General features: G+C 70.9%; 25 protein-coding genes. 9 read left to right on the forward strand and 16 right to left on the reverse strand.

The features are described 5' to 3' along the window. Positions 1 to 78: 78 nt before the first annotated feature. Genes ACQB60_RS41555 through ACQB60_RS41565 form a run of 3 tightly spaced genes read right to left on the reverse strand, consistent with a single transcriptional unit; the run spans position 79 to position 2,499 of the window. A complete protein-coding gene (locus ACQB60_RS41555) occupies positions 79 to 885 on the reverse strand; it encodes an acetoacetate decarboxylase family protein (RefSeq protein WP_496931290.1) in 807 nt (268 codons plus the stop codon). A gap of 12 nt (positions 886 to 897) precedes the next feature. Beyond that, positions 898 to 2,307 (reverse strand): NAD(P)/FAD-dependent oxidoreductase, encoded by a 1,410-nt coding sequence (locus tag ACQB60_RS41560; RefSeq protein WP_496931291.1) that lies wholly within the window; start codon positions 2,305 to 2,307, stop codon positions 898 to 900. Between the two features lie 3 nt (positions 2,308 to 2,310). Further along, positions 2,311 to 2,499, reverse strand: a complete 189-nt coding sequence (locus ACQB60_RS41565; protein WP_496931292.1) for a ferredoxin — start codon at positions 2,497 to 2,499, stop codon at positions 2,311 to 2,313. Positions 2,500 to 2,753: 254 nt separating this feature from the next. Here ACQB60_RS41565 and ACQB60_RS41570 point away from each other — a divergent pair, with 254 nt between their 5' ends. Together ACQB60_RS41570 and ACQB60_RS41575 are read left to right on the forward strand one after the other, a co-directional pair. Continuing rightward, a complete protein-coding gene (locus tag ACQB60_RS41570; RefSeq protein WP_496931293.1) occupies positions 2,754 to 4,142 on the forward strand; it encodes a glutamine synthetase family protein in 1,389 nt (462 codons plus the stop codon). 41 nt (positions 4,143 to 4,183) lie between these two features. After that, positions 4,184 to 5,449 carry a cytochrome P450 gene (locus ACQB60_RS41575; protein ID WP_496931294.1) on the forward strand — a complete coding sequence of 422 codons (1,266 nt, stop codon included), beginning with the start codon at positions 4,184 to 4,186 and terminating at the stop codon, positions 5,447 to 5,449. Positions 5,450 to 5,467: 18 nt separating this feature from the next. Here the strand turns inward: ACQB60_RS41575 and ACQB60_RS41580 are convergent, their stop codons facing one another. Both ACQB60_RS41580 and ACQB60_RS41585 read right to left on the reverse strand, forming a co-directional pair. Continuing rightward, a complete protein-coding gene (locus ACQB60_RS41580) occupies positions 5,468 to 6,640 on the reverse strand; it encodes an ABC transporter substrate-binding protein (RefSeq protein WP_496931295.1) in 1,173 nt (390 codons plus the stop codon). Positions 6,641 to 6,719: 79 nt separating this feature from the next. Next, positions 6,720 to 8,162, reverse strand: a complete 1,443-nt coding sequence (locus tag ACQB60_RS41585) for a gamma-aminobutyraldehyde dehydrogenase (protein WP_496931296.1) — start codon at positions 8,160 to 8,162, stop codon at positions 6,720 to 6,722. Between the two features lie 168 nt (positions 8,163 to 8,330). On the opposite strand from ACQB60_RS41585, the gene ACQB60_RS41590 reads away from it, so the two are divergent. From ACQB60_RS41590 to ACQB60_RS41615, 6 genes are all read left to right on the forward strand, one after another. Beyond that, positions 8,331 to 8,843 carry an Lrp/AsnC family transcriptional regulator gene (locus tag ACQB60_RS41590; protein ID WP_496931297.1) on the forward strand — a complete coding sequence of 171 codons (513 nt, stop codon included), beginning with the start codon at positions 8,331 to 8,333 and terminating at the stop codon, positions 8,841 to 8,843. After that, positions 8,828 to 10,207: an aspartate aminotransferase family protein gene (locus ACQB60_RS41595; protein WP_496931298.1), complete on the forward strand. Its 1,380-nt coding sequence runs from the start codon at positions 8,828 to 8,830 to the stop codon at positions 10,205 to 10,207. The genes ACQB60_RS41590 and ACQB60_RS41595 overlap by 16 nt, the downstream gene beginning before the upstream one ends. 398 nt (positions 10,208 to 10,605) lie before the next feature. Then, positions 10,606 to 11,409 carry an ABC transporter ATP-binding protein gene (locus tag ACQB60_RS41600; protein ID WP_496931299.1) on the forward strand — a complete coding sequence of 268 codons (804 nt, stop codon included), beginning with the start codon at positions 10,606 to 10,608 and terminating at the stop codon, positions 11,407 to 11,409. Next, positions 11,391 to 12,587, forward strand: a complete 1,197-nt coding sequence (locus tag ACQB60_RS41605; RefSeq protein ID WP_496931300.1) for a hypothetical protein — start codon at positions 11,391 to 11,393, stop codon at positions 12,585 to 12,587. The genes ACQB60_RS41600 and ACQB60_RS41605 overlap by 19 nt, the downstream gene beginning before the upstream one ends. 99 nt (positions 12,588 to 12,686) lie before the next feature. After that, positions 12,687 to 13,091, forward strand: coding sequence for a VOC family protein (locus tag ACQB60_RS41610; protein ID WP_496931301.1), 405 nt, complete (start codon positions 12,687 to 12,689; stop codon positions 13,089 to 13,091). A 35-nt stretch (positions 13,092 to 13,126) separates the two neighbouring features. After that, positions 13,127 to 14,272 (forward strand): LOG family protein, encoded by a 1,146-nt coding sequence (locus ACQB60_RS41615; RefSeq protein ID WP_496931302.1) that lies wholly within the window; start codon positions 13,127 to 13,129, stop codon positions 14,270 to 14,272. A 113-nt stretch (positions 14,273 to 14,385) separates the two neighbouring features. Here the strand turns inward: ACQB60_RS41615 and ACQB60_RS41620 are convergent, their stop codons facing one another. The 11 genes from ACQB60_RS41620 to rpsB all read right to left on the reverse strand — a co-directional run bounded on the left by ACQB60_RS41620 (position 14,386) and on the right by rpsB (position 25,530). Next, entirely contained in the window at positions 14,386 to 15,177 is a 792-nt protein-coding gene (locus ACQB60_RS41620) for a maleylpyruvate isomerase family mycothiol-dependent enzyme (protein ID WP_496931303.1), read from the reverse strand. Between the two features lie 9 nt (positions 15,178 to 15,186). After that, on the reverse strand, positions 15,187 to 16,323 hold the full coding sequence (locus tag ACQB60_RS41625) for an ABC transporter ATP-binding protein (RefSeq protein WP_496931304.1): 1,137 nt from the start codon (positions 16,321 to 16,323) through the stop codon (positions 15,187 to 15,189). Then, complete coding sequence (locus ACQB60_RS41630; protein ID WP_496931305.1) at positions 16,323 to 18,020, reverse strand: ABC transporter permease; 1,698 nt, start codon at positions 18,018 to 18,020, stop codon at positions 16,323 to 16,325. Before ACQB60_RS41630 ends, ACQB60_RS41625 begins: the two co-directional genes overlap by 1 nt. Next, on the reverse strand, positions 17,996 to 19,099 hold the full coding sequence (locus ACQB60_RS41635) for a thiamine ABC transporter substrate-binding protein (RefSeq protein WP_496931306.1): 1,104 nt from the start codon (positions 19,097 to 19,099) through the stop codon (positions 17,996 to 17,998). The genes ACQB60_RS41630 and ACQB60_RS41635 overlap by 25 nt, the downstream gene beginning before the upstream one ends. Positions 19,100 to 19,315: 216 nt before the next feature. Continuing rightward, positions 19,316 to 20,422 carry a dual-specificity RNA methyltransferase RlmN gene (gene rlmN / locus ACQB60_RS41640; protein WP_384833659.1) on the reverse strand — a complete coding sequence of 369 codons (1,107 nt, stop codon included), beginning with the start codon at positions 20,420 to 20,422 and terminating at the stop codon, positions 19,316 to 19,318. A 77-nt stretch (positions 20,423 to 20,499) separates the two neighbouring features. Further along, entirely contained in the window at positions 20,500 to 20,679 is a 180-nt protein-coding gene (locus ACQB60_RS41645; RefSeq protein ID WP_496931307.1) for a hypothetical protein, read from the reverse strand. A 107-nt stretch (positions 20,680 to 20,786) separates the two neighbouring features. Continuing rightward, positions 20,787 to 21,932, reverse strand: coding sequence for a phosphatidate cytidylyltransferase (locus tag ACQB60_RS41650; protein WP_496931308.1), 1,146 nt, complete (start codon positions 21,930 to 21,932; stop codon positions 20,787 to 20,789). Between the two features lie 34 nt (positions 21,933 to 21,966). Then, a complete protein-coding gene (gene frr, locus ACQB60_RS41655; RefSeq protein WP_496931309.1) occupies positions 21,967 to 22,524 on the reverse strand; it encodes a ribosome recycling factor in 558 nt (185 codons plus the stop codon). A 146-nt stretch (positions 22,525 to 22,670) separates the two neighbouring features. Continuing rightward, positions 22,671 to 23,429 carry a UMP kinase gene (gene pyrH, locus ACQB60_RS41660; protein WP_384833647.1) on the reverse strand — a complete coding sequence of 253 codons (759 nt, stop codon included), beginning with the start codon at positions 23,427 to 23,429 and terminating at the stop codon, positions 22,671 to 22,673. 220 nt (positions 23,430 to 23,649) lie between these two features. After that, complete coding sequence (gene tsf, locus ACQB60_RS41665) at positions 23,650 to 24,486, reverse strand: translation elongation factor Ts (RefSeq protein WP_496931310.1); 837 nt, start codon at positions 24,484 to 24,486, stop codon at positions 23,650 to 23,652. A 144-nt stretch (positions 24,487 to 24,630) separates the two neighbouring features. After that, the gene (gene rpsB / locus ACQB60_RS41670; RefSeq protein WP_496931311.1) at positions 24,631 to 25,530 is read right to left on the reverse strand and encodes a 30S ribosomal protein S2; all 900 of its coding nucleotides are present in this window, start codon (positions 25,528 to 25,530) and stop codon (positions 24,631 to 24,633) included. A 279-nt stretch (positions 25,531 to 25,809) separates the two neighbouring features. Here rpsB and ACQB60_RS41675 point away from each other — a divergent pair. Continuing rightward, a partial coding sequence (locus ACQB60_RS41675) for a murein hydrolase activator EnvC family protein (RefSeq protein ID WP_496931312.1) occupies positions 25,810 to 26,458 on the forward strand: 649 nt, incomplete at its 3' end.

Here is a 26,458-nt window from a genome sequence, read left to right on the forward strand (position 1 = left end):
CTGTCCCTGTCCAAGTCCCTGTTCATGTCCTGGTCTCCGTCCTGGCCGGCCACCGAGCCGGCCTGCGGGGTGGGCGACCTACTCGGCGCCGGAGGTGTGCGACTCCAGCAGGCGGCCGCCGTCCCAGACGACGCCGACCTGCCGGTAGTACGCAGCGATGGGTTCCCGCACGGCGAGGCGGGCGAGTTCCTCGGTCGGCGCGTCGAACAGCTCCAGCTCGGCGTCGCCGCGCCACGCGGGCCCGGCCTCGAACGACGCGGCGCCCGACTCGACGAGCTCGTCCAGGGCGAGCCCCTTGCCCTTCTCGATGGCGGGCAGCCAGCGGTGGTGGGCCATCGGGTGGGCGTTGACGAAGCCGCCCGTCGGGGACGGCTCCCGCAGGGTCACCACGGCCTGGGCGAGGCGCCGGTCGGCCGCGGCCAGCGTGGCCCCGAACCGCGCCCCGGCCTCGATCCGCGGCGCGGGGCCGTACGGGTGCGGGCGGGTCTGGTGGATCGAGCCGAGCTTCTTCGGGTAGCCCTGGTGCAGGCCCCGCGCGACCGCGAAGTCCTTGTCGACCCAGATGTGGACGCAGCGCGAGTAGGTCCGCCCCCGGTAGGAGCAGCGCACCACCGCGAACGCCTCCTTGTACTGGGACCGCACCGGGTCGAGGAGCTCGGCGCGCGAGTCCGCGCAGGACTGCCAGTCGGCCCAGATCAGCGCGACGGCCCCGGGGTCGTCGTCCACCAACTCCAGTGGCCGGGGCAGGAGTTCACGGACCCGGGCCGGGTCGGTGCGGTACTCGACGGTCAGCAGGTCGCCGGAGTAGTGCCAGGGCGGTGCGGGCACGAGCGAGGACGCGCCGGTCGCCGTCTTGGGGTGGAAGAAGCCGCGGACACCGGTCACAGCGGGTGCTCCTCACGCGAGGGGTACGGGCTGCCGCAGCAGCTGGACACGGTGGCGGGCGGCCGCGGCACTGGCGCCGGGGCCGCCGAGGGCGACGACGCCGACGAGGCGCCCGTCGGCGTGGTAGCCCGCGACGATGTCGTTCTCCGGCGCACCGGGGTCCTCGTCAAGGGCGCCCTCGATGTCAAAGGTGCCCTCGATCAACTCCACGTCCCCGGATCCGAGTTCAGGCGCCCCGAACGACCGCAGCCGGAAGCCGTGCTGATCACTCCAGAAGCTGGGCAGCGGCGCGAACGGGGCCGCCGACCCCTCATCGACCGCGCTCCCCGTGACCGCTCCCCCGGCGGCCGCGCCCTCCGAAGCCTCTCCCCCAGCCGCTCCCCCGGCGACCGTGCCCTCCGCGGCCGCTCCCCCGACAACCACTCCCCCACCCACATACGCGGCCAGCACCCGCCCCGCGTGCCGCGCGCTGTCCCCGGGCATCGACCAGTGCTCCACCCGCCGCGCGAGCCCGCCGTGCCGCGGGTCCGGGAAGCGGGCGACGTCACCGACCGCGACCGCGTACGGAAGGCCCCCGACCCTCAACTGCCCGTCCGTGCGCACCCCGTCGCTCAGGTCGAGCCCGTTCCCGTCGAGCCATTCGGTGTTGGGCACCGTACCGACGCACTCCACGACCAGGTCCGCCGCCAGGACCCGCCCGTCGTCGAGGACGACCGAGGTGACCCGGCCCTCCCCGCCGAACGCGGCCACTCCCGCGCCCAGCACGAACTTCACCCCCCGCGCCTCGTGGCGGCGCCGCAGCACCCGCGCGAGCCCCTCCCCCAGGGGCCGCAGCATCGGCAGCCGCACGACGTCCACCACGGTCACCTCGGCGACCCCCAACTGAACGGCAGTGGAGGCGAGTTCACACCCGATGAACCCGGCCCCCACCACCACGAGGCGCACCCCGGGCCGCAGCAGCCCGTCCCGCAGCGCACGGGCGTCCCCGAGGGTGCGCAGCACATGGCGCCCGCTGTCCGGTCCCGCGGGCCCCGGGCAGGTGAGCCGCCGGGGCCGCAGCCCGGTGGCGGCGACGAGACCGGCGAAGCCCAGCTCCGTGCCGTCGTCCAGGACGGCGAGGCGCTCGCGCAGCCGGACCGCGCACACCCGCCGCCCGAGCAGCCACTCCACGTCGGCGGCAGCGGCGCGCGGGGTGAAGGCGAGGGAGTCGAACGACGCCGTCCCGGCGAGGGCCTCCTTGGACAACGGCGGCCTGTTGTACGGCATATGGGGCTCGTCCCCGACGACGGTCACGGGCCCCCGCCAGCCCGCGGCCCGCAGCTGCTCGGCGGCGCGCAGCCCCCCGAGGGAGCCCCCGACCACCAGAACACGCCCGGCCCCGGCCCCGCCCCTCGCCGCCGCGGCCGCCGCCCTCGCCGCCACGCCTCAGCCCTCGATCCGGATGGCCTGCATCGGACAGACGTCGGCAGCCTCTTCGACCTCGTCGCGCAGCTCGTCGGCGGCGTCGGAGACGTACTGGAGATGCCCCTCGTCGTCGAGGCGGAAGACGTCGGGCGAGGAGAAGACGCACTGCCCGTGGTCCTGGCACTTGCTCTTGTCGACAACGACCTTCATGGACGACCTCCGACCTCCCGAGGCGGCGACACCTCAACTCGTTTGGTCTCAAACAACTATTGCTCAACATAGGGAGCCACCCGGGCCGGGTCAATCCCCTTCGCGGAGCGACGAGTTGGCGTTCCGGGCCTTGCCGCGAACACGGACCGTCCCTACGGTCGACATACCGTTTGGCATCAAACAAGCACTCGGCCGAGTACGCGAGCGAGTGCCCGCACAAGCACCCCGTTCCCCACCTGCCCGAGGAGGCAGCGGTGAGCGTTCACGACCCCGCGGGACTGTCCCAGCACCTGAACCGGCTCACCGCCGAGGGCGTCGACGTCGTCCGGGTGGTCTACCCCGACCTCCTCGGCACCGACCGGGCCCGTGACGTCCTGCTCGACCGGCTGCCCGGCGCCTGCGCCCACGGCCTCGCCTTCTGTCGGGCCGTCTACCACACCACCCCGGGCGGCGGCGTCGTGCCGGTCGCCGGGGGCCTGGAGGCGGGTCTGCCCGACATGGTCGTCCGCCCGGACCTGGCCACCCTGGCCGCGCTGCCCTGGGAGCCTGGCGTCGCCTCCTGCTTCGGCGACGTCATCGACCCCCGCACGGGCGCGCCCCCGCCCGAGTCCCCCCGCGACCTGCTGCGCGCGGTGCTCGACCGGTACGCGGAGCACAGCCTCCGCCCGGTGGCCGGGCCCGAGCTGGAGTACTTCCTGTGCGAGGCCGACCCGGGCGCGCCGGGCGGCTGGCGGCGCTACAGCGCGGCGTCCGGCGTCGTCTACACGGCGGGCCTGCGCGCCGACCCCGACAACCATCTCCTGCGCACGCTGCGGCAGTTGCGGGACCTCGGCATCGGCGTCACCAACGGCAACCACGAGTTCGACGGGGCGCAGTTCGAGATCAACCTCGACCACTCCGGGGCGCTGGACGCCGCCGACCGCGCCTTCCGCCTCAAGTGCGCCGTGAAGGAACTCGCCCGCGCGGAGGGCAGGCTGGCCACGTTCATGGCCAAGCCCTTCAACGGGGTGGGCGGCTCGGGCTTCCACCTGCACCTGTCGTGCACCACGGCGGACGAGGCGGCGGACGAGGCGGCGGACGACCCCGGCGAGCGCAACGCCTTCGCCGACCCCTCAGGCCCCCACGGCCTCTCCTCCACCGCCCGCCACGCCGTCGCCGGACTCCTCGCCCACGCCCCCGCGCTCACCGCCCTGGTCAACCCGACGGTCAACTCGTACAAGCGCTTCGGCCCGGACACCCTGGCCCCCTGGCTGATCGACTGGGGCCCGGACAACCGCAGCGCGATGGTGCGCATCCCGCCCGAGCGCGGCCCCGGCACCCGCCTCGAACTGCGCCTGGGCGACGCCAGCGCCAACCCGTACCTGCTGATCGCGGGCACGCTCGCCGCCGCGCTCCTCGGCATCGTCGACGCCCAGGAGCCGCCCGCCCCGCTCCAGGGGTACGGCTACGACGCCGGCAAGGCGGCCCTGCTGCCGACGAGCCTGTCCGCCGCGCTCGACGCCTTCGAGGCCGACACGGCCCTGACCCGGCTGCTCGGCAAGGACTTCGCCGCCGCCTTCCTCACGTACAAGCGGGACGAGCTGGACCGCTTCCACCAGTACGTCACGGACTGGGAGTTCACGGAGTACGCGTACCACCTCTGACCGCCCACCCGGCCGCAGCTGCCTCAGCGAAGGAGCCCCCGATGGTGCCGCCGCCCCTGCCCCTCGACGAGGTCGACCTCACCGACCTCGACCGGTTCACCGACGGCCGGGCCCCCTGGCGCATGTTCCACACCCTGCGCCACGAGGACCCCGTCCACTGGCAGCCCGAGGCCGGGCCCAACGCGGGCTTCTGGGCGCTCACCCGCCACCAGGACATCACGCGCGTGGACCGCGACCCGGACACGTTCACCTCGACCCGGTTCGTCAACCTCGAAGAGCTCGACGACGACCAGATCGCCATCCGGGCCTCGCTCCTGGAGACCGACGGCATCCGCCACCGGGCGTTGCGCGGGCTGCTCCAGCGCCAGTTCGGCCAGAGCGTCATCAACGGCTACACGGACTTCCTGCGCGGACTGACCGCCCGCACCCTGGACGCCGCCCTGCCGCGCGGCACGTTCGACTTCGTCACCCACGTCTCGGCGGACTTCCCCATCAACGTCCTCGCCCGCCTCCTGGACGTGCCGCCCGAGGACAACCGCCGCCTGATCGACTGGGGCAACCGCCTCATCGGCAACACCGACCCCGACTACGCCGACGTCCTGCTCCACAGCGCCGACAGCGAGCGCTACCGCGACCTGCCCTTCCGCTCCCCCGCGGCCGCCGAAGTCTTCGCGTACGGACGGGAGTTGGCGGACCGGCGGCGCGGCGGCAGCGGCACCGACCTGGTCTCCCGCCTCGTCAACGAGACCCCGCGCGACGGCGTCCCGCTCTCCGCCCAGGACTTCGACAACTACTTCCTGCTCCTGGTCGTCGCGGGCAACGAGACCACCCGGCACGCCATCTCGCACGCGATGCTCGCCCTCACCGAGAACCCGGGCCAGCTCGGCCTGCTGCGCGAGCGGCCCGAGCTGATGCCGACGGCCGTCGAGGAGTTCCTGCGCTGGGCCTCGCCGGTCTACCACTTCCGGCGCACGGCGACCCGGGACACCGAGCTCGGCGGGAAGAAGATCAGGGAGGGGGACAAGGTGGTGATGTGGTTCGCCTCCGGCAACCGCGACGAGTCCGTCTTCCCCGACCCGTACGCCTTCGACGTCACCCGCACCCCCAACGACCACGTCACCTTCGGCAAGACCAGCCCGCACCTGTGCCTGGGCAACCTCCTCGCCCGTACGGAGATCCGCATCATGTTCGAGGAGCTGATCCCCCGCATCGCGGACATCCGCCTGGCGGGCCCGGTCCGCAGGGTCCGCTCGAACTTCGTCAACGGCATCAAGGAGCTGCCGGTGGAGGTGACACCGACCGGATGACCGGCACCAACGAGCTTGCTACAGCCCGGCGATGGCGTTCCACCGCTTCGCGAACTCGGTCCGCTCCTCCGGCTTGATGTCCCGCGCGATCTTCAGCCGCTTCCGCATCGCGTCGTCGGGGAAGATCAGCGGGTCCTCGGCGAGGGCGGCGGTGTCCTTGTCCTTGGAGGACGCGAGGACGTCGCGGGCGGCGGGCACCGGGCAGACGTAGTTGACCCAGGCGGCGAGCTCGGCGGCGACCTCGGGCTGGTAGTAGTGGTCGATGAGCCGCTCGGCGTTGCGCTTGTGGCGGGCGAGGTTGGGGATCATCAGGGACTCGGCCCACAGCTCGGCGCCCTCCTCGGGGACGACGAACTCGATGTCCGGGTCGTCCGCCTGGAGCTGGATGACGTCACCGCTGTACGCCTGGCAGGCGAGCACGTCGCCGCTGGAGAGGTCCTTGATGTAGTCGTTGCCGGTGAAGCGGCGGATGTGGTGGCTGTGCACCAGCTTCTCCACCCGGTCGCACACGCGGTGGAAGTCGCCGGCCCGCCACTTGGTGATGTCGACGCCGTCGCCCTGCATCAGCAGCGCGAACGCCTCGTCGAGCCCGGACAGCAGCGTGACCTTGCCCTTGAGGTCGTCCGCCCACAGGTCCGAGACCTGCCGGATCTCGCGGCCCAGCCTCTTCTTGTTGTACGCGATGCCGGTGATCCCGGACTGCCAGGGCACCGTCGACCTGCGCCCCGGGTCGAAGTGCGGTGAACGCAGCAGCGGGTCCAGGTACTTGGCGACGTTGGGCTGCCTGGCCCGGTCCATCTCCTGCACCCAGCCGAGCCGTACGAAGCGGGCGCACATCCAGTCGCTGATGACGATGAGGTCGCGCCCGGTCTCCTGGTGGTTCATCAGGGACGGGCTGATCTTCCCGAAGAACTCGTCGTTGTCGTTGATCTCCTCGGTGTAGCGGACGTCGATGCCGGTCCGCTTCTCGAAGGCGTCGAGCGTGGGCCGCTTCGTCTTGTCCTTGTCGTCGGTGTCGATGTAGAGCGGCCAGTTGGCGAAGGCCAGCGACTTGTCCCGCGCCGAGCGGTCCCCGGCGGAGCGCTCCCCCGGCGCGACGTAGGCGGCGGGCACCCCGCAGCCCGCGAGCGCGCCCAGGAGCCCGGTGGCGCCGAGGCCCTTGAGGAACGTGCGACGTGCAGCAACTGTCATGGCCCCAGCCTCACTTCACAGAGGTGGGGCGGGCAATGGACAAGGTGTCCACTGCCCGCCCCACGGACAACTCAGAACGTCAGCCCTCGATCGACGTCATCACGTGCTTGATCCGCGTGTAGTCGTCGAAGCCGTACGCCGACAGGTCCTTGCCGTAGCCGGACTTCTTGAAGCCGCCGTGCGGCATCTCCGCGACCAGCGGGATGTGCGTGTTGATCCAGACGCAGCCGAAGTCCAGGGCCTTGGACAGGCGCATCGCGCGGGCGTGGTCCTTCGTCCAGACCGAGGAGGCGAGCGCGTACTCGACGCCGTTCGCGTACTCGATCGCCGTCGCCTCGTCCGCGAAGGACTGGACGGTGATGACGGGACCGAAGACCTCGTTCTGGATGATCTCGTCGTCCTGCTTGAGCCCGGAGACGACGGTCGGGGCGTAGAAGTAGCCCTTCTCGCCGACCCGGTGGCCGCCCGCCTCGACCTTGGCGTGCGCGGGCAGCCGGTCGATGAAGCCGGAGACCTGCTTCAGCTGGTTGGCATTGTTGAGCGGCCCGTACAGGACGTCCTCGTCGTCCGGCTGGCCGGTCTTCGTGTCGGCGGCGGCCTTCGCGAGCGCGGTCACGAAGTCGTCGTGGATGGACTCGTGGACGAGGACGCGGGTCGCGGCCGTGCAGTCCTGGCCCGCGTTGAAGAAGCCCGCCACCGAGATGTCCTCGACGGCCTTGGCGATGTCGGTGTCCTCGAAGACCACGACGGGCGCCTTGCCGCCGAGCTCCAGGTGGACCCGCTTGAGGTCCTTGGCGGCGGACTCGGCGACCTGCATGCCCGCACGCACCGAACCGGTGATGGAGGCCATCGCGGGGGTCTTGTGCTCGACCATGAGGCGGCCCGTGTCACGGTCGCCCGTCACCACGTTGAAGACGCCCTTCGGCACGATCGAGCCGATGATCTCGGCCATCAGGACGGTCGAGGCGGGGGTGGTGTCCGAGGGCTTGAGGACGACGGTGTTGCCCGCGGCGAGCGCCGGGGCGAACTTCCACGTCGCCATCATCATCGGGTAGTTCCACGGCGCGACCTGCGCACAGACGCCGATCGGCTCGCGCCGGATGATGGAGGTCAGCCCCTCCATGTACTCGCCGGCGGCGCGCCCCTCCAGCATCCGGGCGGCGCCCGCGAAGAAGCGGATCTGGTCGACCATGGGCGGGATCTCCTCGGACCGCGTGAGCCCGGTCGGCTTGCCCGTGTTCTCGACCTCGGCGGCGATGAGCTCCTCGGCGCGCTCCTCGAAGGCGTCGGCGATCTTGAGGAGGTACTTCTGGCGCTCGCCCGGCACCAGGTCGCGCCAGGCCGGGAACGCGGCGGCGGCCGCCTCCATCGCGGCGTCGACGTCGGCCTGTCCGGAGAGCGGGGCCAGCGCGTACGCCTCGCCCGTCGCCGGGTTCACCACCTCGGTGGTCCGTCCGTCGGCGGCGTCCCGGAACTCACCGTCGATGTAGTTGCGCAGACGACGCAGCTCACTGGTGCTCACTGCCGGCCCTCCTGGGTAGCTAGCTGTCCAAGGGTTGAGACACCCACCCTAGTCCGTACACCAACGCTTTCGACACCCCCCACCCCTCACGAACTACGGAATCCGTGAGTATCAAGCTGGCAAACAACGAATTTCATCGGTTTGGGGTTGCGGGACTGACGAGTCCTCATGCAGAGTGAGCTCGTGGCCAGTCGCAGCGCAGACCCCAGCAGCTCCCGCGGCGGGAGCCCGTCCTCCTCCATCGACGCCGTCTCCCTGGCGATCATCGAACAGCTCCAGGAGGACGGCCGCCGTCCGTACGCCGCCATCGGCAAGGCCGTCGGCCTCTCCGAAGCGGCCGTGCGCCAGCGCGTCCAGAAGCTCCTCGACCAGGGCGTCATGCAGATCGTCGCGGTCACGGACCCGCTCACCGTGGGCTTCCGCAGGCAGGCGATGGTCGGCATCACCGTCGAGGGCGACCTGGACCCGGTGGCGGACGCGCTGACCGCCATGTCGGAGGTCGAGTACGTGGTGATGACCGCGGGCTCGTACGACCTCCTCGTGGAGATCGTCTGCGAGGACGACGACCACCTGCTCGAAGTCATCAACAAGCGGATCCGTGCGCTCCCCGGCGTGCGCTCCACCGAGAGCTTCGTCTACCTCAAGCTCAAGAAGCAGACCTATATGTGGGGAACCCGATAGCCGTGAGCAAGGACCTCAGCCAGACCGCCTACGACCACCTGTGGATGCACTTCACCCGCATGTCGTCGTACGAGAACGCGCCCGTCCCCACCATCGTGCGTGGCGAGGGCACCTACATCTACGACGACAAGGGCAAGCGCTACCTGGACGGCCTCTCCGGCCTGTTCGTGGTCAACGCCGGCCACGGCCGCCACGAGCTCGCCGAGACCGCCTACAAGCAGGCGCAGGAGCTGGCCTTCTTCCCGGTGTGGAGCTACGCCCACCCCAAGGCCGTCGAGCTGGCGGAACGTCTCGCCGACTACGCCCCCGGCGACCTCAACAAGGTCTTCTTCACCACCGGCGGCGGCGAGGCCGTCGAGACCGCGTGGAAGCTGGCGAAGCAGTACTGGAAGCTCAAGGGCCAGCACACCAAGTACAAGGTCATCTCGCGCGCCGTCGCCTACCACGGCACCCCGCAGGGCGCCCTGTCCATCACCGGACTCCCGGCCCTGAAGGCCCCGTTCGAGCCGCTGGTGCCCGGCGCCCACAAGGTCCCGAACACCAACATCTACCGCGCCCCGATCCACGGCGACGACCCCGAGGCGTTCGGGCGCTGGGCCGCCGACCAGATCGAGCAGCAGATCCTCTTCGAGGGCCCGGAGACCGTCGCCGCGGTCTTCCTGGAGCCGGTGCAGAACGCGGGCGGCTGCTTCCCGCCCCCGCCCGGCTACTTCCAGCGGGTGCGCGAGATCTGCGACCAGTACGACGTGCTGCTCGTCTCGGACGAGGTCATCTGCGCCTTCGGCCGCCTCGGCACGATGTTCGCCTGCGACAAGTTCGGCTACGTCCCGGACATGATCACCTGCGCCAAGGGCATGACCTCGGGCTACTCCCCGATCGGCGCGTGCATCGTCTCCGACAAGATCGCCGAGCCGTTCTACAAGGGCGACAACACCTTCCTGCACGGCTACACCTTCGGCGGCCACCCGGTCTCCGCGGCCGTCGGCCTCGCCAACCTCGACATCTTCGAACGCGAGGGCCTCAACCAGCACGTCCTCGACAACGAGTCGGCGTTCTTCAGCACCCTCGACAAGCTGAGCGACCTGCCGATCGTCGGCGACGTCCGCGGCAACGGCTTCTTCTACGGCATCGAGCTCGTGAAGGACAAGGCCACCAAGGAGACGTTCAACGACGAGGAGACGGAGCGGATCCTCTACGGCTTCCTCTCCAAGGCCCTCTACGAGAACGGCCTGTACTGCCGCGCCGACGACCGCGGCGACCCGGTCGTCCAGCTCGCCCCGCCGCTGATCTCGAACCAGCAGACGTTCGACGAGATCGAGTCCGTCCTGCGCTCGGTCCTCACGGAGGCGTGGACGAAGCTGTAGAGCCCTCCTGAGAGGACCCGAGAGGTCTCTGAGAGGTCTCCAACACCGGCCCCGGGGGCGCCCGTTCGAGTGAGAACGGGCGCCCCCGGGCCGCGTCGCTTTCGGCCCCAAACCACCGGATCCCTAGCGTGCCCATTGAATCCTCCCCTTCCCGAAGGAGGGGATTCCTGGCTCACGCCGCCTGACGAACTGGCGGCCCGTCAGGTCTTACGCGATCAGCACCAGCCGGGTTGGAACCAGCCCGGTTGTCATTGCAAGCGAGGTGGCTGCCTGTGCGTGCTTGGTTCTCGCGGCGCACGTCGGGAACGTACCAGCCGGGCCCTTCGTGACCGATTGCGTCCGCAGTCGTTCCCCCGTACGGGGGATGGCAACAACCGATCCGAACCGAGGTGTACGCCATGGTGGCCCCGCCGGACAACGACGTGCTGTGGGCACGCGCACTGCACGTCACACACAACGGCTCCCCCGCGCTCACCGGCGTCTCGCTCGGTGTCCGCGAGGGCGAGATCCTCGCCGTGGGCGGCCCGCGCGGCAGCGGCAAGACGACGCTCCTGCAGTGCCTGTCGGGTCAACTCCTGCCCCAGCAGGGCGAGGTGTGGTTCAACAGCGCCCCCGTCCACACGATGGGCCCGCTGGTCCGCGAACGCCTTCGCCGCGACCGCTTCGGCTGGATCGACCCCCAGCCCCACCTCGTCCCCGAGCTCACCGCCTGGGAGAACGTCGCGCTGCCACTGATGCTGCGCGGCGCCTCCCACCGCGTGTCCAAGACCGCCGCCCAGGAGTGGCTGGACCGCCTCGACATCGGCCTGGTCGCCCGCAAGCGCCCGCACGCCCTGCTCCAGGCCGAGCGGCAGCGCGTCTCCATCGCCCGCGCCCTGGTCACCACGCCGTCCGTGCTCTTCGCCGACGAGCCCACCGCCCCGCTGCACCGCGCCGACCGCGCCCACGTGCTGCGCACCCTCACCACGGCGGCCCGCTCGCACGGCATCACCGTCGTCCTCGCCACCCACGACGCGGAGGTCGCCACGCTCGCCGACCGCACGGTCACGCTCCTCGACGGCCGCCGGGTCAACACCGTGCACCTGCCCGGGAGTTCGGACACCCAGGGCGGTCAGGGCGGGCAGGGCGGTCAGGGCGGGCCCAGCCGCGCCGCCGGCACCTCCGGTACGGAAGGCCGGGCCGCGTGCTCGCTCTCCGTCTAGCCCGCGGCGCCCACCCCCTGGTCCTGCTGCGCCGCCTCCTGGTCACCGCGGCGGCGGCCGGCACGGGCTTCCTGCTGCTGTGCACCCTGGGGTACGCGATGGGCCACCCGGGAGCGGGCTCCGTGCTCCGCCTCGCCTGGTGCGCGGCCCCCCTCGCCGCCACCGTCCACTTCGCCGTCGCCGTCGCCCGCACCGACCCGGCGACCCGGCCGCGCCCCGGCCTGTCGGCGGTCGGGCTCGGCCCGGGGCGGCTCATGCTGATCGCCGCGGTCTCCACGGCGGTGGCCTGCACGCTCGGCTCCATGGTGGCGCTGCTGTTCTTCCTCCACCTGCGCGGCGACATCACCGGCCTGCCCTTCGACGGCGCCGCCGCCGAACTCCTCGCCGCCGACCGGCCGTTGCCGCTCGCCGCCGCCCTCACCCTGCTCGCCGTCGTCCCGCTCACCGCGTCCGCGGCCAGCGCCCTCGTACTGCGCCCGCGCACCGTCCGGCCCACCGAGGAAGGCGCGGGGCCCGCGGATCCCGCCGCCCCCGCGGACCCCGACCGGCCGAGCGCCCCGGCCCCCGCCCCGAGCGGGCTGCCCTGGGGCGTGGCGCTGCTCGCGGCGGGCCTCGCCGTGGAGACGTACGCGAGCCGGGCGGGCGACTCCGACGGCATGCCGCTGCCCGGCGGCCTGACCGAGTCCCCCGCCGGAGTCCTCGCGGGCTGGGCCCTCACCGCACTCGGCCTGGCCCTCGCCGGACCCGGCCTCACCTACCTCTGCGGCCACCTGCTGCAGATGGTGCGGCCCGGGGCGATGCGGCTGCTCGCCGGGCGGGTCCTGATGGAGGAGGCCCGGCGGATCGGACGGCCGCTCGGCGTGGTCTGCGCGGTCGCCTCCGGCGCGTACGCGGCCGCCGTCATCTCCTCCTCCGGAAGTCCCGCCCTGCCCGGCACCGGCCCGCTCACCGTGCTCGGCTCGCTGCTCGTGGCCGGGTGCGCGGTGCTGACCCTGGCGACGGCCTCCGTCGAGGCCCGCCAGTCCCGCGCCCACACCACGGCCGCGCTGCTGCGGCTCGGGGCGCCCGCGTCGATGCTGCGCGGCTCGGCGGCGCTGCGTGCGGGTGCGCTGCTCGCCGTGTTCGGGCCGCTGACCTGGGCGGTCGCGGAGCTGGCGGCGCTTCCGCTGGTGCCCTGAGGAAATTCCCCCAGAAAATTTCCCCGCGGCCGATGAGTTCCGCACCGAACAGGTGTCTACCCCGGCGAAAGGCACCCGCACTCACTGGGAGAGACACTCATGTACCAGCAGATGATCTTCGTGAACCTGGCCGTCGACAACGTCGAGGCGTCGAAGAAGTTCTTCACGGAGCTCGGCTACACGATCAACCCGCAGTTCTCGTCCGACGACTGCGTCTGCGTGGTCATCAGCGACACCATCATCGCGATGATGCTGAGCAAGCAGCACTACGCGACCTTCACGCAGAAGGAGATCGCGGACGCCACCAAGTCCAGCGAGGTGCTGCTGTGTCTGAGCGCCGAGTCCCGCGAGAAGGTCGACGAGCTCGTCGACGCGGCCGTGGCGGCGGGCGGCACGGCGGGCAAGACCCAGGACTACGGCCAGATGTACGGCCGCGCCTTCGACGACCTCGACGGCCACACCTGGGAGGTCATGTGGATGGACCCGGCGGCGGTGCAGAACTGACACCGGTGCTACGTGGGGCTGCCTAGCATGGGCGGATGTCCGAGACATCCGCCCCTGAGGGCCCCGGCACCGACCGCGAGATCGAGACGCTCACCGAGTTCGACGAGACCGTCGCGGCGAAGGGCTCCCTGGCCGGGCACCGCGTCCAGGCCGTCGACCTGACAGGCCGCACGGCCGCGCTGCACACCGCCGACGTCACGGGCGCCGTCTTCCTCGGCTGCCCGATGGACGACGCGGCCATCGCATCGGTCCGCGCCGCCGGCGCCCTCGTCTTCCCGCCCGTCCCGGGTCTCCCCTTCAACCCCTACCGGGGCCTGCTCTACACGCCCGCCGACCTGTTCGAGGGCCTGGACACCGCCGACGGCTACGACGCGACGCCGGACGCCCACGCCTATGCCTGGTTCCAGCGCACCAAGGAGGACGGCGACGTCCTCGCGTCGATGCTGCGCGCCATCCACGACGACTCCATCTCCGACGCCCTCGACGAACTCCTCGCCGGGGCGCGGGTGGTGGGCGTCATGGGCGGCCACGCGATGGCGCGCGGCACCCGCGAGTACGAGGACGCGGCCCGCCTCGGCCGCACCCTGACCCGGTCCGGCCTCACGGTGGCGACGGGAGGCGGGCCCGGCGCGATGGAGGCGGCGAACCTGGGCGCGTACGCGGCGCCGTTCGACGACGCCATGCTGGACGAGGCCCTCGAACTCCTCGCCAAGGCACCGTCGTTCACCCCCTCGGTGACGGAGTGGGCGCGTGCGGCCTTCACGGTCAGGGAGCGCTGGCCGTCCGGCGGCACCTCGGTGGGCATCCCCACCTGGTTCTACGGCCACGAGCCGCCGAACGCCTTCGCCTCGCACCTGGCCAAGTACTTCGCCAACGCGACCCGCGAGGACGGCCTGCTCGCCCGCTCCACCGCGGGCGTCATCTTCCTCCCCGGCGCGGCCGGCACCATCCAGGAGATCTTCGACGCGGCGACCCCCAACTACTACGAGTCCCGGGGCGAGCCCCGCCCGATGGTCCTGGTGAACCGAGAGCACTGGACGACGCGCTTCCCGGCGTGGCCGCTGCTGCGGGCGTTGGCCGAGGGGCGCTCGATGGAGGGGAGGATCGCGTTGGTGGAGGACGTGGAGGACGCACCCGGCGCCCTGACGTCGCGCGGCCCCTCCAGCCCGTCCGGCGATTGAGGACGAGGCCGTTCAGGCCGATACGGGGGCCCGGGGGCGGAGCCCCCGGTTTCGGGAAGGGGCGGGGCTGGGGAAGGAACCGCCGGAGGCACAGCCCGGCCCCCACCCACCGCTCAGCCGAACGACGCCCGCTCCAGCCAGAAGTCCAGCAACTCCCGCTCCCCCAGCACCTCAACACCACCGTCGTCGAGGCTCCGCCTCCTGTAGAAGGCCAGCAACACCTCCGTCAACGGCCCCCGCACCGCAACCGTCGCCTTCTCATGCCCCCGCCGCCACCCGAACCCGTCGTCCCCGAACTCGATGAGCCACTCGGCCTCCAGGCCGGGCCCCGCGTCCGTCGCGTGCAGGTGGATGCTCCGCCCCGCCCCCTTCAACTCGGCGGCGCTGTCCGAGGGATCGGCCCGCTGCACGAACCGCACGATGTCCAGCCACTCGTCGATCGCGTCGGCCGCGACCTCGGGGTCCACCTCGTACGGCACGCCCACGGCGATCGCCGCGTCCGCCCGGTGGACCGCCACCTCATGGGTCATGCGCCGCGCCCAGAACGCGGCGTCCCGCGCCTCGGTCCACGTCCACACGAACGCCTCGGGCCCCACCTCCCGCAGCGTCCCCACCACGAGCTGCGCCGACTCGGCCAGCCAGGCGTCGAGCCCCGCGGGGTCGTCGTCACCGGGCGCCTCGGCCCCGGGGATCTCCTTCTCGTCGACGGGCTTGTCGGTGCCCGTCCGCAGCATGATCTCCGCCCACCGCACCGCCCGCCCGACGTGCCGGGCCAGCTCGCCCAGCGTCCAGTCGGGACAGGTCGGCACCGTGACCGTGAGGTCCGCCCCCGTGAGCGTCGCCCGCAACGCGGCCAGCTGACCGGCGACTTCGTCGCAGTAGCGCTCGTACTCCAGTGTCGTCATGGGCGCACCCTAGTTCGCCTTGAAAGGCCCCCGCACTCCGGTTTCGGACTGCCCGGACCCCCGCACGCCGGGCGCTTCTGCCGCCTCAGGCGCCCCACCTACGTCACGCCCGTCACGCCGGTCCAGCACCACGACATCCCCGGCCCCGAACCCGACCCCCACCATGTCCCCCACCTCGGGCGCCTCCCCCAGCGGGCAGGCCGCCTCGATGCGCGGCCCCTCCACCGGCCGCAGCCGCACCGCGACATGGGTGCCCCGGAAGGTGCGCGCCACCACCTCGCAGCCCAGCCCCTCCTCGGCGGGCCCGAGCCGCACCCCGGTGGGCCGCACCAGCAGCTCACACGCGCCCTGCCGGGTACCGGCGGGCACCGGCACCTTGCCCCACACGGTGTCGGCCACGTCACCCGAACCCGACACCGTCGCCTCGACGACGTTGTCGAAGCCGAGGAACCGCGCCACGAACGCGTCGACGGGCCGCTGCCACACCTCAAGTGGCGTGCCGGACTGGGCGATCCGCCCGTCCCGCATGACCACGACCCGGTCGGCGAGCGCGAACGCCTCCCCCTGGTCATGGGTGACCGCGAGCACGGTCGTGCCCAACTCGCCGAAGAGCTCCCGCAGTTCGACGACGAGCCGTTCGCGCAGCGACCGGTCGAGCTGGCCGAGCGGCTCGTCCAGCATCAGCAGCCGGGGCCGGGGGGCGAGCGCGCGGGCCAGGGCGACCCGCTGCTGCTCGCCGCCGGAGAGCGTGGCGACGGCGCGCCGCTCGGCGCCGGGCAGCCCGACAAGGGCGAGCAACTCCCGTACGCGTGCGTCCTGTTCGCCCTTCGAGACCCCATGCATCCGCAGCCCGAAAGCCACATTGCCGCCCACGTCCCGCTGCGGGAACAGCTGGTGGTCCTGGAACATCAGGCCGACGCCCCGCTTGTGCGCGGGCACCCCGCCCTGGTCACGGCCGTCGAGGACGACCCGGCCGCCGTCGAGGCCCTGGAGCCCCGCGACGGCCCGCAGCAGCGTCGACTTGCCGCTGCCGCTGGGCCCGAGCACGCACACGGTCTCGTGCTCGGCGACGGACAAGTCCACGGCGTCGAGCGCGGCACGCTCCCCGAACCGCACCTCCGCCCGGTCCAGCGTCAGCAAGGCCATCAGAACTCTCCCGTGGTGCGTTCGGTCCGGATCCGTTCGAGGAGCAGCAGCGATACCGCGCACACCGCCATGAGGATCGTCGAAAGGGCCATCGCCTGGCCGTAGTTGAGGTCCCCGGCCCGCCCGAGCAGCCGCGCCACGGCGACCGGCAGGGTCGGGTTGTCGGGCCGCGCGATGAACACGGTGGCGCCGAACTCGCCGAGCGACACGGCGAAGGCGAACCCGGCTGCGATCAGCAGCGCCCGCCGCACCATCGGCAGGTCGACCTCCCGCCAGGCCCGCAGCGGCGACGCCCCGAGCACGGCGGCCGCCTCCCGCAGCCGCCCGTCCACGGCCCGCAGCACGGGCAGCATCGTCCGCACGACGAAGGGCACGCCCACCAGCGCCTGGGCGAGCGGCACCAGGATCCATGAGGAGCGCAGGTCGAGCGGCGGCTCGTCCAGGGTGATCAGGAAGCCGAAGCCGACGGTGACGGCCGACACCCCGAGCGGCAGCATCAGCAGCGCGTCGAAGCCCCGTACGAGCCGCCCGGCCCTGCGGGTGAGCGCGGCGGCGGCGAGCCCGCCGATGACGACGGCGATGGCGGTGGCCGCGAGGGCGTACTGGAGGGAGTTGCCGATCGCGTCGATCGGCGGCACCAGGAACGCCCCGCCCTCCGCCGACGTCAGCTCCCTGAAGTACAGCAGCCCGAAGCCGTCGGGCCCGTCGAAGGAACGCTGCACGAGGACGCCGAGCGGCAGCAGGATCAGCACGACGATCGTGGCGAGGACGAACGCGAGCAGCGACCACTGCCCCGCCCCGCGCGGCCGCCGCGCCACCGCCGCGGCGGAGACCAGCTTCAGGGCGCTCTCCCGTCGCCGCACCGTCCAGGCGTGCACGGCGAGGATCAGGCCGACCGCCGCGAACTGGACGAGGGTGAGCACGGCGGCCGTCGGCAGGTCGAGGAGCTGCGCGGTCTGCCGGTAGATCTCCACTTCGAGGGTGGAGTAGGCGGGCCCGCCGAGGATCTGCACGATGCCGAACGACGTGAAGGTGAAGAGGAACACCATCAGCGCGGCTGCGGCCACGGCGGGCGCGAGCGCGGGCAGCGTCACCGTCCGCCAGGCCCGCCACCGGGAGGCGCCGAGCATCCGCGCGGCCTCCTCCTGGCGCGGGTCGAGCTGCGACCAGAGCCCGCCCACCGTCCGTACGACGACGGCGTAGTTGAAGAAGACGTGCGCGAGGAGGATCGCCCACACCGTGGTGTCCAGGCGCACCCCCCACCAGGCGTCGAGGAGCCCGTCGCGGCCGAGCAGCGCCAGGAAGGCCGTGCCGACGACGACGGTCGGCAGCACGAACGGCACGGTGACGACGGCCCGCAGCACCTGCTTGCCGGGAAACTCGAAGCGCGCGAAGACGTAGGCGCCGGGGAGCGCGATCAGCAGCGTGAGCGCGGTCGACGCGAGCGCCTGCCAGGTCGTGAACCACAGCACGTCCCGGATGTCGGACTGCCCGAGCACCTCCGCGATCCGCCCGAACTGCCAGACCCCGCCGACCTTCAGCCCGCGCGCGACGATCGCCGCGACGGGGTAGGCGAAGAACACCGCGAAGAACGCGACGGGCACGGCCATGAGCCCGAGCCGCGCCGCGCTCCCCCGCCAGCCCCCGTCACGGGCCTCACGGCCCTTCGGGCCTACTTCTGTACGAGCGAGGTCCACGACTTGACCCACGCGTCACGGTTGGCGGCGATCTTCTTGGGCGCCATGGTCTCCGGGGTCACGGTCGCACCGAACTTGGTGAACAGCTCCGGCACCTTCGCCTCCTTGAGCGCAGGCTTGACGAACATGTTGAGCGGCATGTCCTCCTGGAACTTCTTGCTGATCAGGAAGTCGAGGAGCGCCTTGCCGCCCTTCTCGTTCTTCGCGCCGTCGAGCAGCCCCGCGAACTCGATCTGCCTGAAGCACGTCCCGGTGGCGACGCCGGTGGGCGCCTCCTTGGGCTGCGGCTTGGCGTAGAGGACCTCGACGGGCGGCGACGAGGCGTACGACACGACGAGCGGCCGGTCGCCCTTGGCCTTCTTGCCTCCGGCGGACCCGGAGAACTCCTCGTTGTACGCCTGCTCCCAGCCGTCGACGACCTTGACTCCGTTGGCGTCGAGCTTCTTCCAGTAGTCCTGCCAGCCGTCGTCGCCGTACTTGGCGGCGGTGGCGAGCATGAAGCCGAGCCCCGGCGAGGACGTGGCGACGTTCTCCGTCACCAGCAGGTTCTTGTACGCGGGCTTGGCCAGATCGTCGAAGGACTTCGGCGGCGCCAGCTTGTGGTCGGCGAAGTACTTCTTGTCGTAGTTGACGCAGATGTCACCGGTGTCGACGGGCGTGACACGGTGCTCGCCCTTGTCCAGCTGCAGGTCGGCCGGGATCCCGGAGAGCCCCTTCGCCTCGTACGGGGTGAAGACGCCCTGGTCGAGGGCGCGGGACAGGAGCGTGTTGTCGACGCCGAAGAAGACGTCGCCCTGCGGGTTGCCCTTGCTGAGGACGGCCTTGTTGACCGCCTCTCCGGCATCACCGCTTTTCAGGACATGCACCTTGTAACCGGACTGCTTCTCGAAGTCCTTCAGGACGTCCTTCGACACGTTGAAGGACTCGTGGGTCACGAGGGTCACGTCCTTGGAGCCGGACGCCGACCCGCTGTCGGAGCTGCCGCACGCGGAGACGGCGACGAGCCCGAGCCCCACGGCAACGGCGACGACACAGACCTTCTTGGTCCTGGTGGTGCTGGTGGTGCTCACTGAGTTCATTCCTCCTGGGGGTGACCAGGAGAAGACGCGGCCCTGCCCGGGACCCCCGAAGGGTTCCCGGGCAGGGCGCAACAGCTTGATGAGTGGTGACCGAACTTCCTACCCGGAATGACCCGGGCAAGGTTCAGAGGGTCTGCGGCCCGCCTGTCCCCGGCTGCCGCACTCTCAGCGCTGTGGCGCTCCCCTGTCGGAATATGCAGATGTCAGTAGTGAACTTTACCGCTCGGCCGCGGCGAGCTGCCCGCACGCACCGTCGATCTCCTGGCCACGGGTGTCCCGGATGGTGACGGGCACCCCGTGGGCGGCGATGGCCTCGACGAATGCCTTCTCGTCCTCGGGCCGCGAGGCGGTCCACTTCGAGCCCGGCGTCGGGTTCAGCGGGATGAGGTTCACATGCACGGGCTTGCCCTTGAGCAGCCGCCCGAGCCGGTCACCGCGCCACGCCTGGTCGTTGATGTCCCGGATCAGCGCGTACTCGATGGACAGGCGGCGCCCCGACTTGGCGGCGTACTCCCATCCGGCGTCCATCACTTCCCGCACCTTCCACCGCGTGTTGACCGGTACGAGGGTGTCGCGCAGCTCGTCGTCCGGCGCGTGCAGCGAGATGGCGAGGCGGCACTTGAAGCCCTCGTCGGCGAAGCGGTGGATGGCCGGGACGAGCCCGACCGTCGACACGGTGATGCCGCGCTGCGAGAGCCCCAGACCGTCCGGCTCGGGGTCGGTCAGCGCACGAATGGCCTGCACGACCCGCTTGTAGTTGGCGAGCGGCTCCCCCATGCCCATGAACACGATGTTGGACAGCCTGGCCGGCCCGCCGGGAATCTCCCCGTCGCGCAGCGCCCGCATCCCGTCGACGATCTGGTGGACGATCTCGGCGGTGGACAGGTTCCGGTCGAGCCCGGCCTGCCCGGTCGCGCAGAACGGGCAGTTCATCCCGCACCCGGCCTGCGAGCTGATGCACATGGTGACCCGGTCGGGATAGCGCATCAGCACCGACTCGACGAGCGTCCCGTCGAACAGCCGCCACAGGGTCTTGCGGGTGGTGTCGTCGTCACAGCTGATGTGCCGCACCACGGACATCAGCTCAGGAAGCAGCGCCTCCTGCAGCTTGCCGCGCGCGGCCGCCGGAATGTCCGTCCACTGGTCCGGATCGTGGGCGTACCGCGCGAAGTAGTGCTGCGAGAGCTGCTTGGCGCGGAACGGCTTCTCGCCGATCGCGGCGACAGCTTCCTTGCGCTCGGCGGGCGTGAGGTCGGCGAGGTGCCGCGGGGGCTTCTTGGCTCCGCGGGGCGCGACAAAGGTGAGTTCTCCGGGCTTAGGCATGGCTCTACCAGTGTCGCAGATGGCAGCCTCTGCCTCACTCGGCCGCTGAGAGGGCCCCGGGACCCCGGAAAAACCCCTCAGCTGAAGATCCCGCCGATCACCACGGCGACCCGCGAGCCGTATTCCTTCCAGCGATGCGTGCCGCGGCAGTACTGCCGCGGCCTGCGCCGCCCACCCTGATTGACCAGCGTCTTGCACCACTTGCACGGCAGATCCCCGTGATAGGTGCCGTCCTTCTCAAGTCTCGCCCGCCCCATGACCTGGGACCTTACGGCAACGAGCCCCCGTTCCGAGCGGAACGGGGGCTCTCAGTTGATCTCAGTTGATCACAGGGACAGCAGGGACAGCCGAAGCGGCCGATCCCTCACCCCGACCCCACGAACGCCACCAGCAACAACCACACCACCGGCGCCGTCGGCAGCAACGAGTCGAGCCGGTCCATGATCCCGCCATGCCCCGGCAGCAGCGTGCCCATGTCCTTGATGCCGAGGTCCCGCTTGATCATCGACTCGCCGAGGTCCCCGAGCGTCGCGCTCGCCGCGACCGCGAGGCCGAGCAGCAGCCCCTGCCACCAGCTGCCGCCGTCGATCAGGAACTGCATGCACAGCGCACCCGCCGCCATCGCGAACGTCACCGCTCCGACCAGGCCCTCGCGGGTCTTGCCGGGGCTGATGCGCGGCGCGAGCTTGTGCTTGCCGAAGCGCCAGCCGATCGCATACGCCCCGGTGTCGCTGACCACCGTCAGGAGCAGGAACGTGAGGACCCGCTGCGGCCCGTCGTCGGCGGTCAGCATGAGCGCCACGAACGTCGCGAGGAACGGCACGTAGAACGCCGCGAAGACCCCGGCCGTGACGTCCTTGAGGTAGCCCTCGGGCGGCTCCGTCATGCGCCAGACGAGCACCGCGAGCGCCGTGAGGGCCATCGCCACCCAGGCACCCTCGGCCCCGCGCACATACCCGGCGACCACCATCGCCGCGCCACCCACCGCGAGCGGCACGAGCGGCGCCTTGATGCCCTTGCGCTCCTCGAGCCGCGAGGTCAGCTCCCACAGGCCCACCACGACGGCGACCGCTATGACGCCGATGAACACGGCCTTCACGATGAACAGCGAGGCGATGATCACGGCGCCGAGTCCGACACCGACTCCTATGGCCGCCCCGAGATCCCGGCCCGCGCTCTTCTTCTGCGGCGTCTGCGGCGCGGCCGGCGCGGGCTGTGGTGCGCTGGGCATGGGCTCCTGCGGGGGCGTGGGCGTCGGGCGCTGGGACTCGTACTCGTACTCGTCACGGAACAGGGGGCCACTCAGCCGAGCGGCCCCCCGGTCGTCGTCCTGGGCCCCGCCGCTCGCGGGCATGTCGGGCACGATGGGCATGGGCTGCGTCTCTGAAGGCTGCACGGCGTCATGCGCATCGTATGCGGGGCCGGTCGGGGCGGCACCCTGGACGGGCCCCTGGCCGGGCGGCCCCCAGTACCCCGCTCTGGGCGGCGCCCCCCAGGAAGAGTCGTTCACGGATCGGATTCCTCAGAGTTTCCTCGGACCTGACTCAGACCTCGAGCAGCTCGGCTTCCTTGTGCTTGAGCAGCTCGTCCACCTGAGCGACGTACTTGGCGGTGGTGTCGTCGAGGTCCTTCTCGGCGCGACGCCCCTCGTCCTCGCCGATGTCGCCGTCCTTGATCGCCTTGTCGATGGCTTCCTTGGCCTTGCGACGGACGGAACGGATCGAGATCTTGGAGTCCTCGCCCTTGGTCTTGGCGACCTTGATGTACTCGCGGCGGCGCTCCTCGGTGAGCTCGGGGAACGTCACACGAATGATGTTGCCGTCGTTGCTCGGGTTGACGCCCAGGTCGGAGTCGCGGATCGCCTGCTCGATGTTGCGCAGCGCGCTCTTGTCGAACGGGGTCACCACGGCCATCCGCGGCTCGGGCACCGAGAACGAGGCCAGCTGGTTGATCGGCGTCAGCGCACCGTAGTAGTCAGCCACGATCTTGTTGAACATCGCCGGGTGCGCACGACCAGTGCGGATCGCGGCAAAGTCCTCCTTGGCGACCACGACGGCCTTCTCCATCTTCTCCTCGGCCTCGAGGAGGGTCTCTTCGATCACCACTTGCTCCTGCGTGTCTTGAGTGGGCCCGGCGTCCATGGGGCGGCCGGCTGCGTCGCGTCTCTTTCCCTGCACGGTGTCCGACCGTCAGGGCTTTGTCCATCCCTCGAGGGACGTCCTGGCGTCCCGTGCGGGACACCCTGGAGTCAGGACCGAGTGTCGTGGTCGCCCACGAGCGTGCCGATCTTCTCACCCTTGACGGCCCGCGCGATATTGCCCTCGGCGAGCAGCTCGAAGACGAGGATCGGCAGCTTGTTGTCCCGGCACAGGGTGATCGCCGTGGCGTCCGCGACCTTGAGGTCGCGGGTGATGACCTCGCTGTATCCGAGCGCGTCGAACTTCACCGCGTCGGGGTTGGTCTTGGGGTCGGAGTCATAGACACCGTCCACACCGTTCTTGCCCATCAGCATGGCCTCGGCGTCGATCTCCAGGGCACGCTGAGCGGCGGTGGTGTCGGTGGAGAAGTACGGCATGCCCATACCGGCACCGAAGATGACCACACGGCCCTTCTCCAGGTGGCGCACGGCACGCAGCGGGATGTACGGCTCCGCGACCTGCCCCATCGTGATGGCGGTCTGGACGCGGGAGTCGATGCCTTCCTTCTCCAGGAAGTCCTGCAGGGCAAGGCAGTTCATGACGGTGCCGAGCATGCCCATGTAGTCGGAGCGGGCCCGGTCCATGCCGCGCTGCTGGAGCTCGGCGCCGCGGAAGAAGTTGCCGCCGCCGATGACGATGGCGATCTCGAAGCCGTCGCGGACGACCGCCGCGATCTCCCGGGCGATCTTGTGCACCACGTCGGGGTCGACGCCGAGCGCCCCGCCCCCGGCGAACGCCTCGCCGGAGAGCTTCAACAGGAAGCGCCCGGCAACTTTGCCGTCGTCACTCTTGGAGTCGGCCTTGGTCATGGAGATCTCGCTTCCTTGCGTGTCACACATACGAAGAAGGCCACTGCCGCTGGGGTGTCGTTTCGCATCCCATGCGCGGCAATGGCCTCCTCGTCAGAACTGCGGTCGTCCGTCGCCCACGAGGTCGTGGTGGCAGTCTCCCGCACCACACCCGCGCGACGTTCCGTACGCGGTGGCCGCTGAAGACCCTAGCGGGCCCAGCGGTCTGCCACGTACAGACTCAGATGCCGACCTTGATGCGCGAGAAGCGCTTCAGGCTGACACCGGCCTCCTGGAGGACCTTCTCGACGGACTTCTTGTTGTCGAGCGCGTACGGCTGACCGAGCAGCGTCGCGTCCTTGAAGAAGCCGTTGAGGCGACCCTCGACGATCTTCGGCAGGGCGGCCTCGGGCTTGCCCTCCGCGCGCGTGGTCTCCTCGGCGACGCGGCGCTCGGCCTCGACGACCTCGGCCGGGACGTCGTCCTTGGCCAGGTACTTCGGGGCGAACGCGGCGATGTGCTGCGCGACGCCCTTGGCGACCTCGGCGTTGGGCTTGTCCAGCTCGACGAGGACACCGATCTGCGGGGGCAGGTCGGGCATCGTGCGGTGCATGTAGGCGGTGACGTAGCCACCGGAGAACTGCGCGAAGCGGTCCAGGACGATCTTCTCGCCGAGGGTCGCGTTGGCCTCGTCCACGAACGCCTGGACGGTCTTGCCCGCGGCGATCTCGGAGGCGAGCAGCGCCTCCAGGTCGGCCGGGGAGGTCTTGGCGATGTGCGCGGCCAGCTCGTTCGCGACGGCCTGGAACTTCTCGCCCTTGGCGACGAAGTCCGTCTCGCACTTCAGCTCGACGATGACGCCGGAGGTGTTGTCGTCGGCGATGAGGGAGACCACGGCGCCGTTCTCGGCGGAGCGGCCCTCACGCTTGGCGACGCCCTTCTGGCCCTTGATGCGGAGCGCCTCGACGGCCTTGTCGACGTTGCCCTCGGCCTCGTCGAGCGCCTTCTTGCAGTCCATCATGCCGGCGCCCGTGAGCTCACGGAGCTTCTTGACGTCAGCGGCGGTGTAGTTCGCCATGATCGTGAATTTCTCTCTCGAAGTCTGAAGGATCTACGAAGATCTACGGGTGAACGGCGGGGGCCGCTCGGGCCCCCGCCGTCAACTACCGAATCTGTGCGGCCGGAAACCGACGCAAGTGGTCGGATCCCGTACCCGCGAGAATCAGCCCTGCTCGGCCGGCTTCTCAGCCTCGGCCTCAGCGGCCTTGGGCTCCTCGGCCTTCGCCTCGTCAGCCTTCGGCTCCTCAGCCTTCGGCTCGTCGGCCTTCTCGGCGTCAGCCTTCTTCTCACCCTCGAGCAGGTCGCGCTCCCACTCGGCGAGCGGCTCGCCCTGGGCCTTCTCGCCCGGCTTCGAGTCACCGGCGGCAACGCCGGAACGGGCGATGAGGCCCTCGGCGACGGCGTCGGCGATCACGCGGGTGAGCAGGGTGACGGAGCGGATCGCGTCGTCGTTGCCCGGGATCTTGTAGTCGACCTCGTCGGGGTCACAGTTGGTGTCGAGGATGGCGACAACCGGAATGTTGAGCTTCCGGGCCTCACCGACAGCGATGTGCTCCTTCTTGGTGTCCACGATCCAGACGGCGCTGGGCACCTTCTGCATCTCGCGGATACCACCGAGGGTCTTCTCCAGCTTGGCCTTCTCGCGCGAGAGCACGAGAAGCTCCTTCTTGGTCAGACCGGACGCGGCGACGTCCTCGAAGTCGATCTGCTCGAGCTCCTTGAGGCGCTGCAGACGCTTGTAGACGGTCGAGAAGTTGGTGAGCATGCCGCCCAGCCAGCGCTGGTTGACGTAGGGCATGCCGACGCGGGTCGCCTGCTCGGCGATCGCCTCCTGCGCCTGCTTCTTCGTGCCGACGAACATGACCGTGCCGCCGTGGGCAACGGTCTCCTTGACGAACTCGTAGGCGCGGTCGATGTACGACAGCGACTGGAGCAGGTCGATGATGTAGATGCCGTTGCGCTCCGTGAAGATGAAGCGCTTCATCTTCGGGTTCCAACGACGGGTCTGGTGACCGAAGTGGACGCCGCTCTCCAGCAGCTCCCGCATCGTGACGACGGCCATGGCCGTACTCCTTGGTGTTCTCGGTTGTGCCGCGGGTGCCGGACGGCACCTGCGCCTGACGCCCGCATGCGCCGTGCCGCAAAGGACCGAGGGGCGCTGACACCGGCTGGTGATGGCCTGATGTCGGGGCGTGCGAAGTCGACCCGGTGACCCGGATCGCCACATGAAGTGTACGGGACCCGCGAGGCCGCGGATGACGCCGCTGTCCACAACCAGCGGGTACTCCACAGATCCAGGCCATGATCCCCGCCACCCCGCCCGATCCGGGACCGTCATCACATGCGACGGAACCCCCGCCCCACCCGGCGAAAACTGATCCGCGGAGCAGCGGCCGCGGTCACTTCGGCAGCGATCGGAGCAGGCACAGCGGCAGCCCTGCTCACCCCCGCGGCCACAGCCGCGGACCACCCACCCCCGACTCCCCACCCGCCCTCGGCCCGCACCACCCCCGGCCCCCCGGTCCCGGCCGTGGGCCGCACCTGGCCGACGGCTTCCCACCCCTTGGTCGTACGGGGCTGGGACCCACCCGCCACGCAGTACGGACCGGGCCACCGCGGCGTGGACCTGGCCGCCCCACCGGACACCCCCGTGCGCGCCGCCGCCACAGGCCGAGTCACCTTCGCGGGCCGCATCGCCGACCGCGGCGTCATCGCGGTGGAACTCTCCGGCACAGGCACCCCACCCCTACGCACCACCTACGAACCGGTCCGACCAACGGTCACCAAGGGCGACAAAGTCAACGCAGGCGACCCCATCGGCACCCTGGAACCCCCACGAGCCCACTGCCCCCGAAGCTCCTGCCTGCACTGGGGCCTGCTCCGCGCCGACCACTACCTGAACCCCCTGGACCTGCTACCGCCATGGATGCTGCGACGGGGGCCCAGCCGGTTGCTGCCTGTGGTGGGGGTGAGGGTGGGGGCGGAGCTGG

Origin of the sequence: Streptomyces odontotermitis (genome assembly GCF_050510915.1) — a bacterium.
In the GTDB taxonomy this organism is placed as follows: Bacteria; Actinomycetota; Actinomycetes; order Streptomycetales; family Streptomycetaceae; genus Streptomyces.

Bases quoted from the DNA above. Each gene is read 5' to 3' on its own strand.
- ACQB60_RS41620 (WP_496931303.1), bottom strand. From the start codon at position 15,177: ATGACGACACTGGAGTACGAGCGCTACTGCGACGAAGTCGCCGGTCAG.
- ACQB60_RS41600 (WP_496931299.1), top strand. From the start codon at position 10,606: ATGGTGGCCCCGCCGGACAACGACGTGCTGTGGGCACGCGCACTGCAC.
- ACQB60_RS41610 (WP_496931301.1), top strand. From the start codon at position 12,687: ATGTACCAGCAGATGATCTTCGTGAACCTGGCCGTCGACAACGTCGAG.
- ACQB60_RS41625 (WP_496931304.1), bottom strand. From the start codon at position 16,323: ATGGCCTTGCTGACGCTGGACCGGGCGGAGGTGCGGTTCGGGGAGCGT.
- rlmN (WP_384833659.1), bottom strand. From the start codon at position 20,422: ATGCCTAAGCCCGGAGAACTCACCTTTGTCGCGCCCCGCGGAGCCAAG.
- ACQB60_RS41645 (WP_496931307.1), bottom strand. From the start codon at position 20,679: ATGGGGCGGGCGAGACTTGAGAAGGACGGCACCTATCACGGGGATCTG.
- ACQB60_RS41580 (WP_496931295.1), bottom strand. From the start codon at position 6,640: ATGACAGTTGCTGCACGTCGCACGTTCCTCAAGGGCCTCGGCGCCACC.
- tsf (WP_496931310.1), bottom strand. From the start codon at position 24,486: ATGGCGAACTACACCGCCGCTGACGTCAAGAAGCTCCGTGAGCTCACG.
- ACQB60_RS41635 (WP_496931306.1), bottom strand. From the start codon at position 19,099: ATGAACTCAGTGAGCACCACCAGCACCACCAGGACCAAGAAGGTCTGT.
- ACQB60_RS41565 (WP_496931292.1), bottom strand. From the start codon at position 2,499: ATGAAGGTCGTTGTCGACAAGAGCAAGTGCCAGGACCACGGGCAGTGC.
- ACQB60_RS41575 (WP_496931294.1), top strand. From the start codon at position 4,184: ATGGTGCCGCCGCCCCTGCCCCTCGACGAGGTCGACCTCACCGACCTC.
- pyrH (WP_384833647.1), bottom strand. From the start codon at position 23,429: ATGACCAAGGCCGACTCCAAGAGTGACGACGGCAAAGTTGCCGGGCGC.
- rpsB (WP_496931311.1), bottom strand. From the start codon at position 25,530: ATGGCCGTCGTCACGATGCGGGAGCTGCTGGAGAGCGGCGTCCACTTC.
- ACQB60_RS41590 (WP_496931297.1), top strand. From the start codon at position 8,331: ATGCAGAGTGAGCTCGTGGCCAGTCGCAGCGCAGACCCCAGCAGCTCC.
- ACQB60_RS41615 (WP_496931302.1), top strand. From the start codon at position 13,127: ATGTCCGAGACATCCGCCCCTGAGGGCCCCGGCACCGACCGCGAGATC.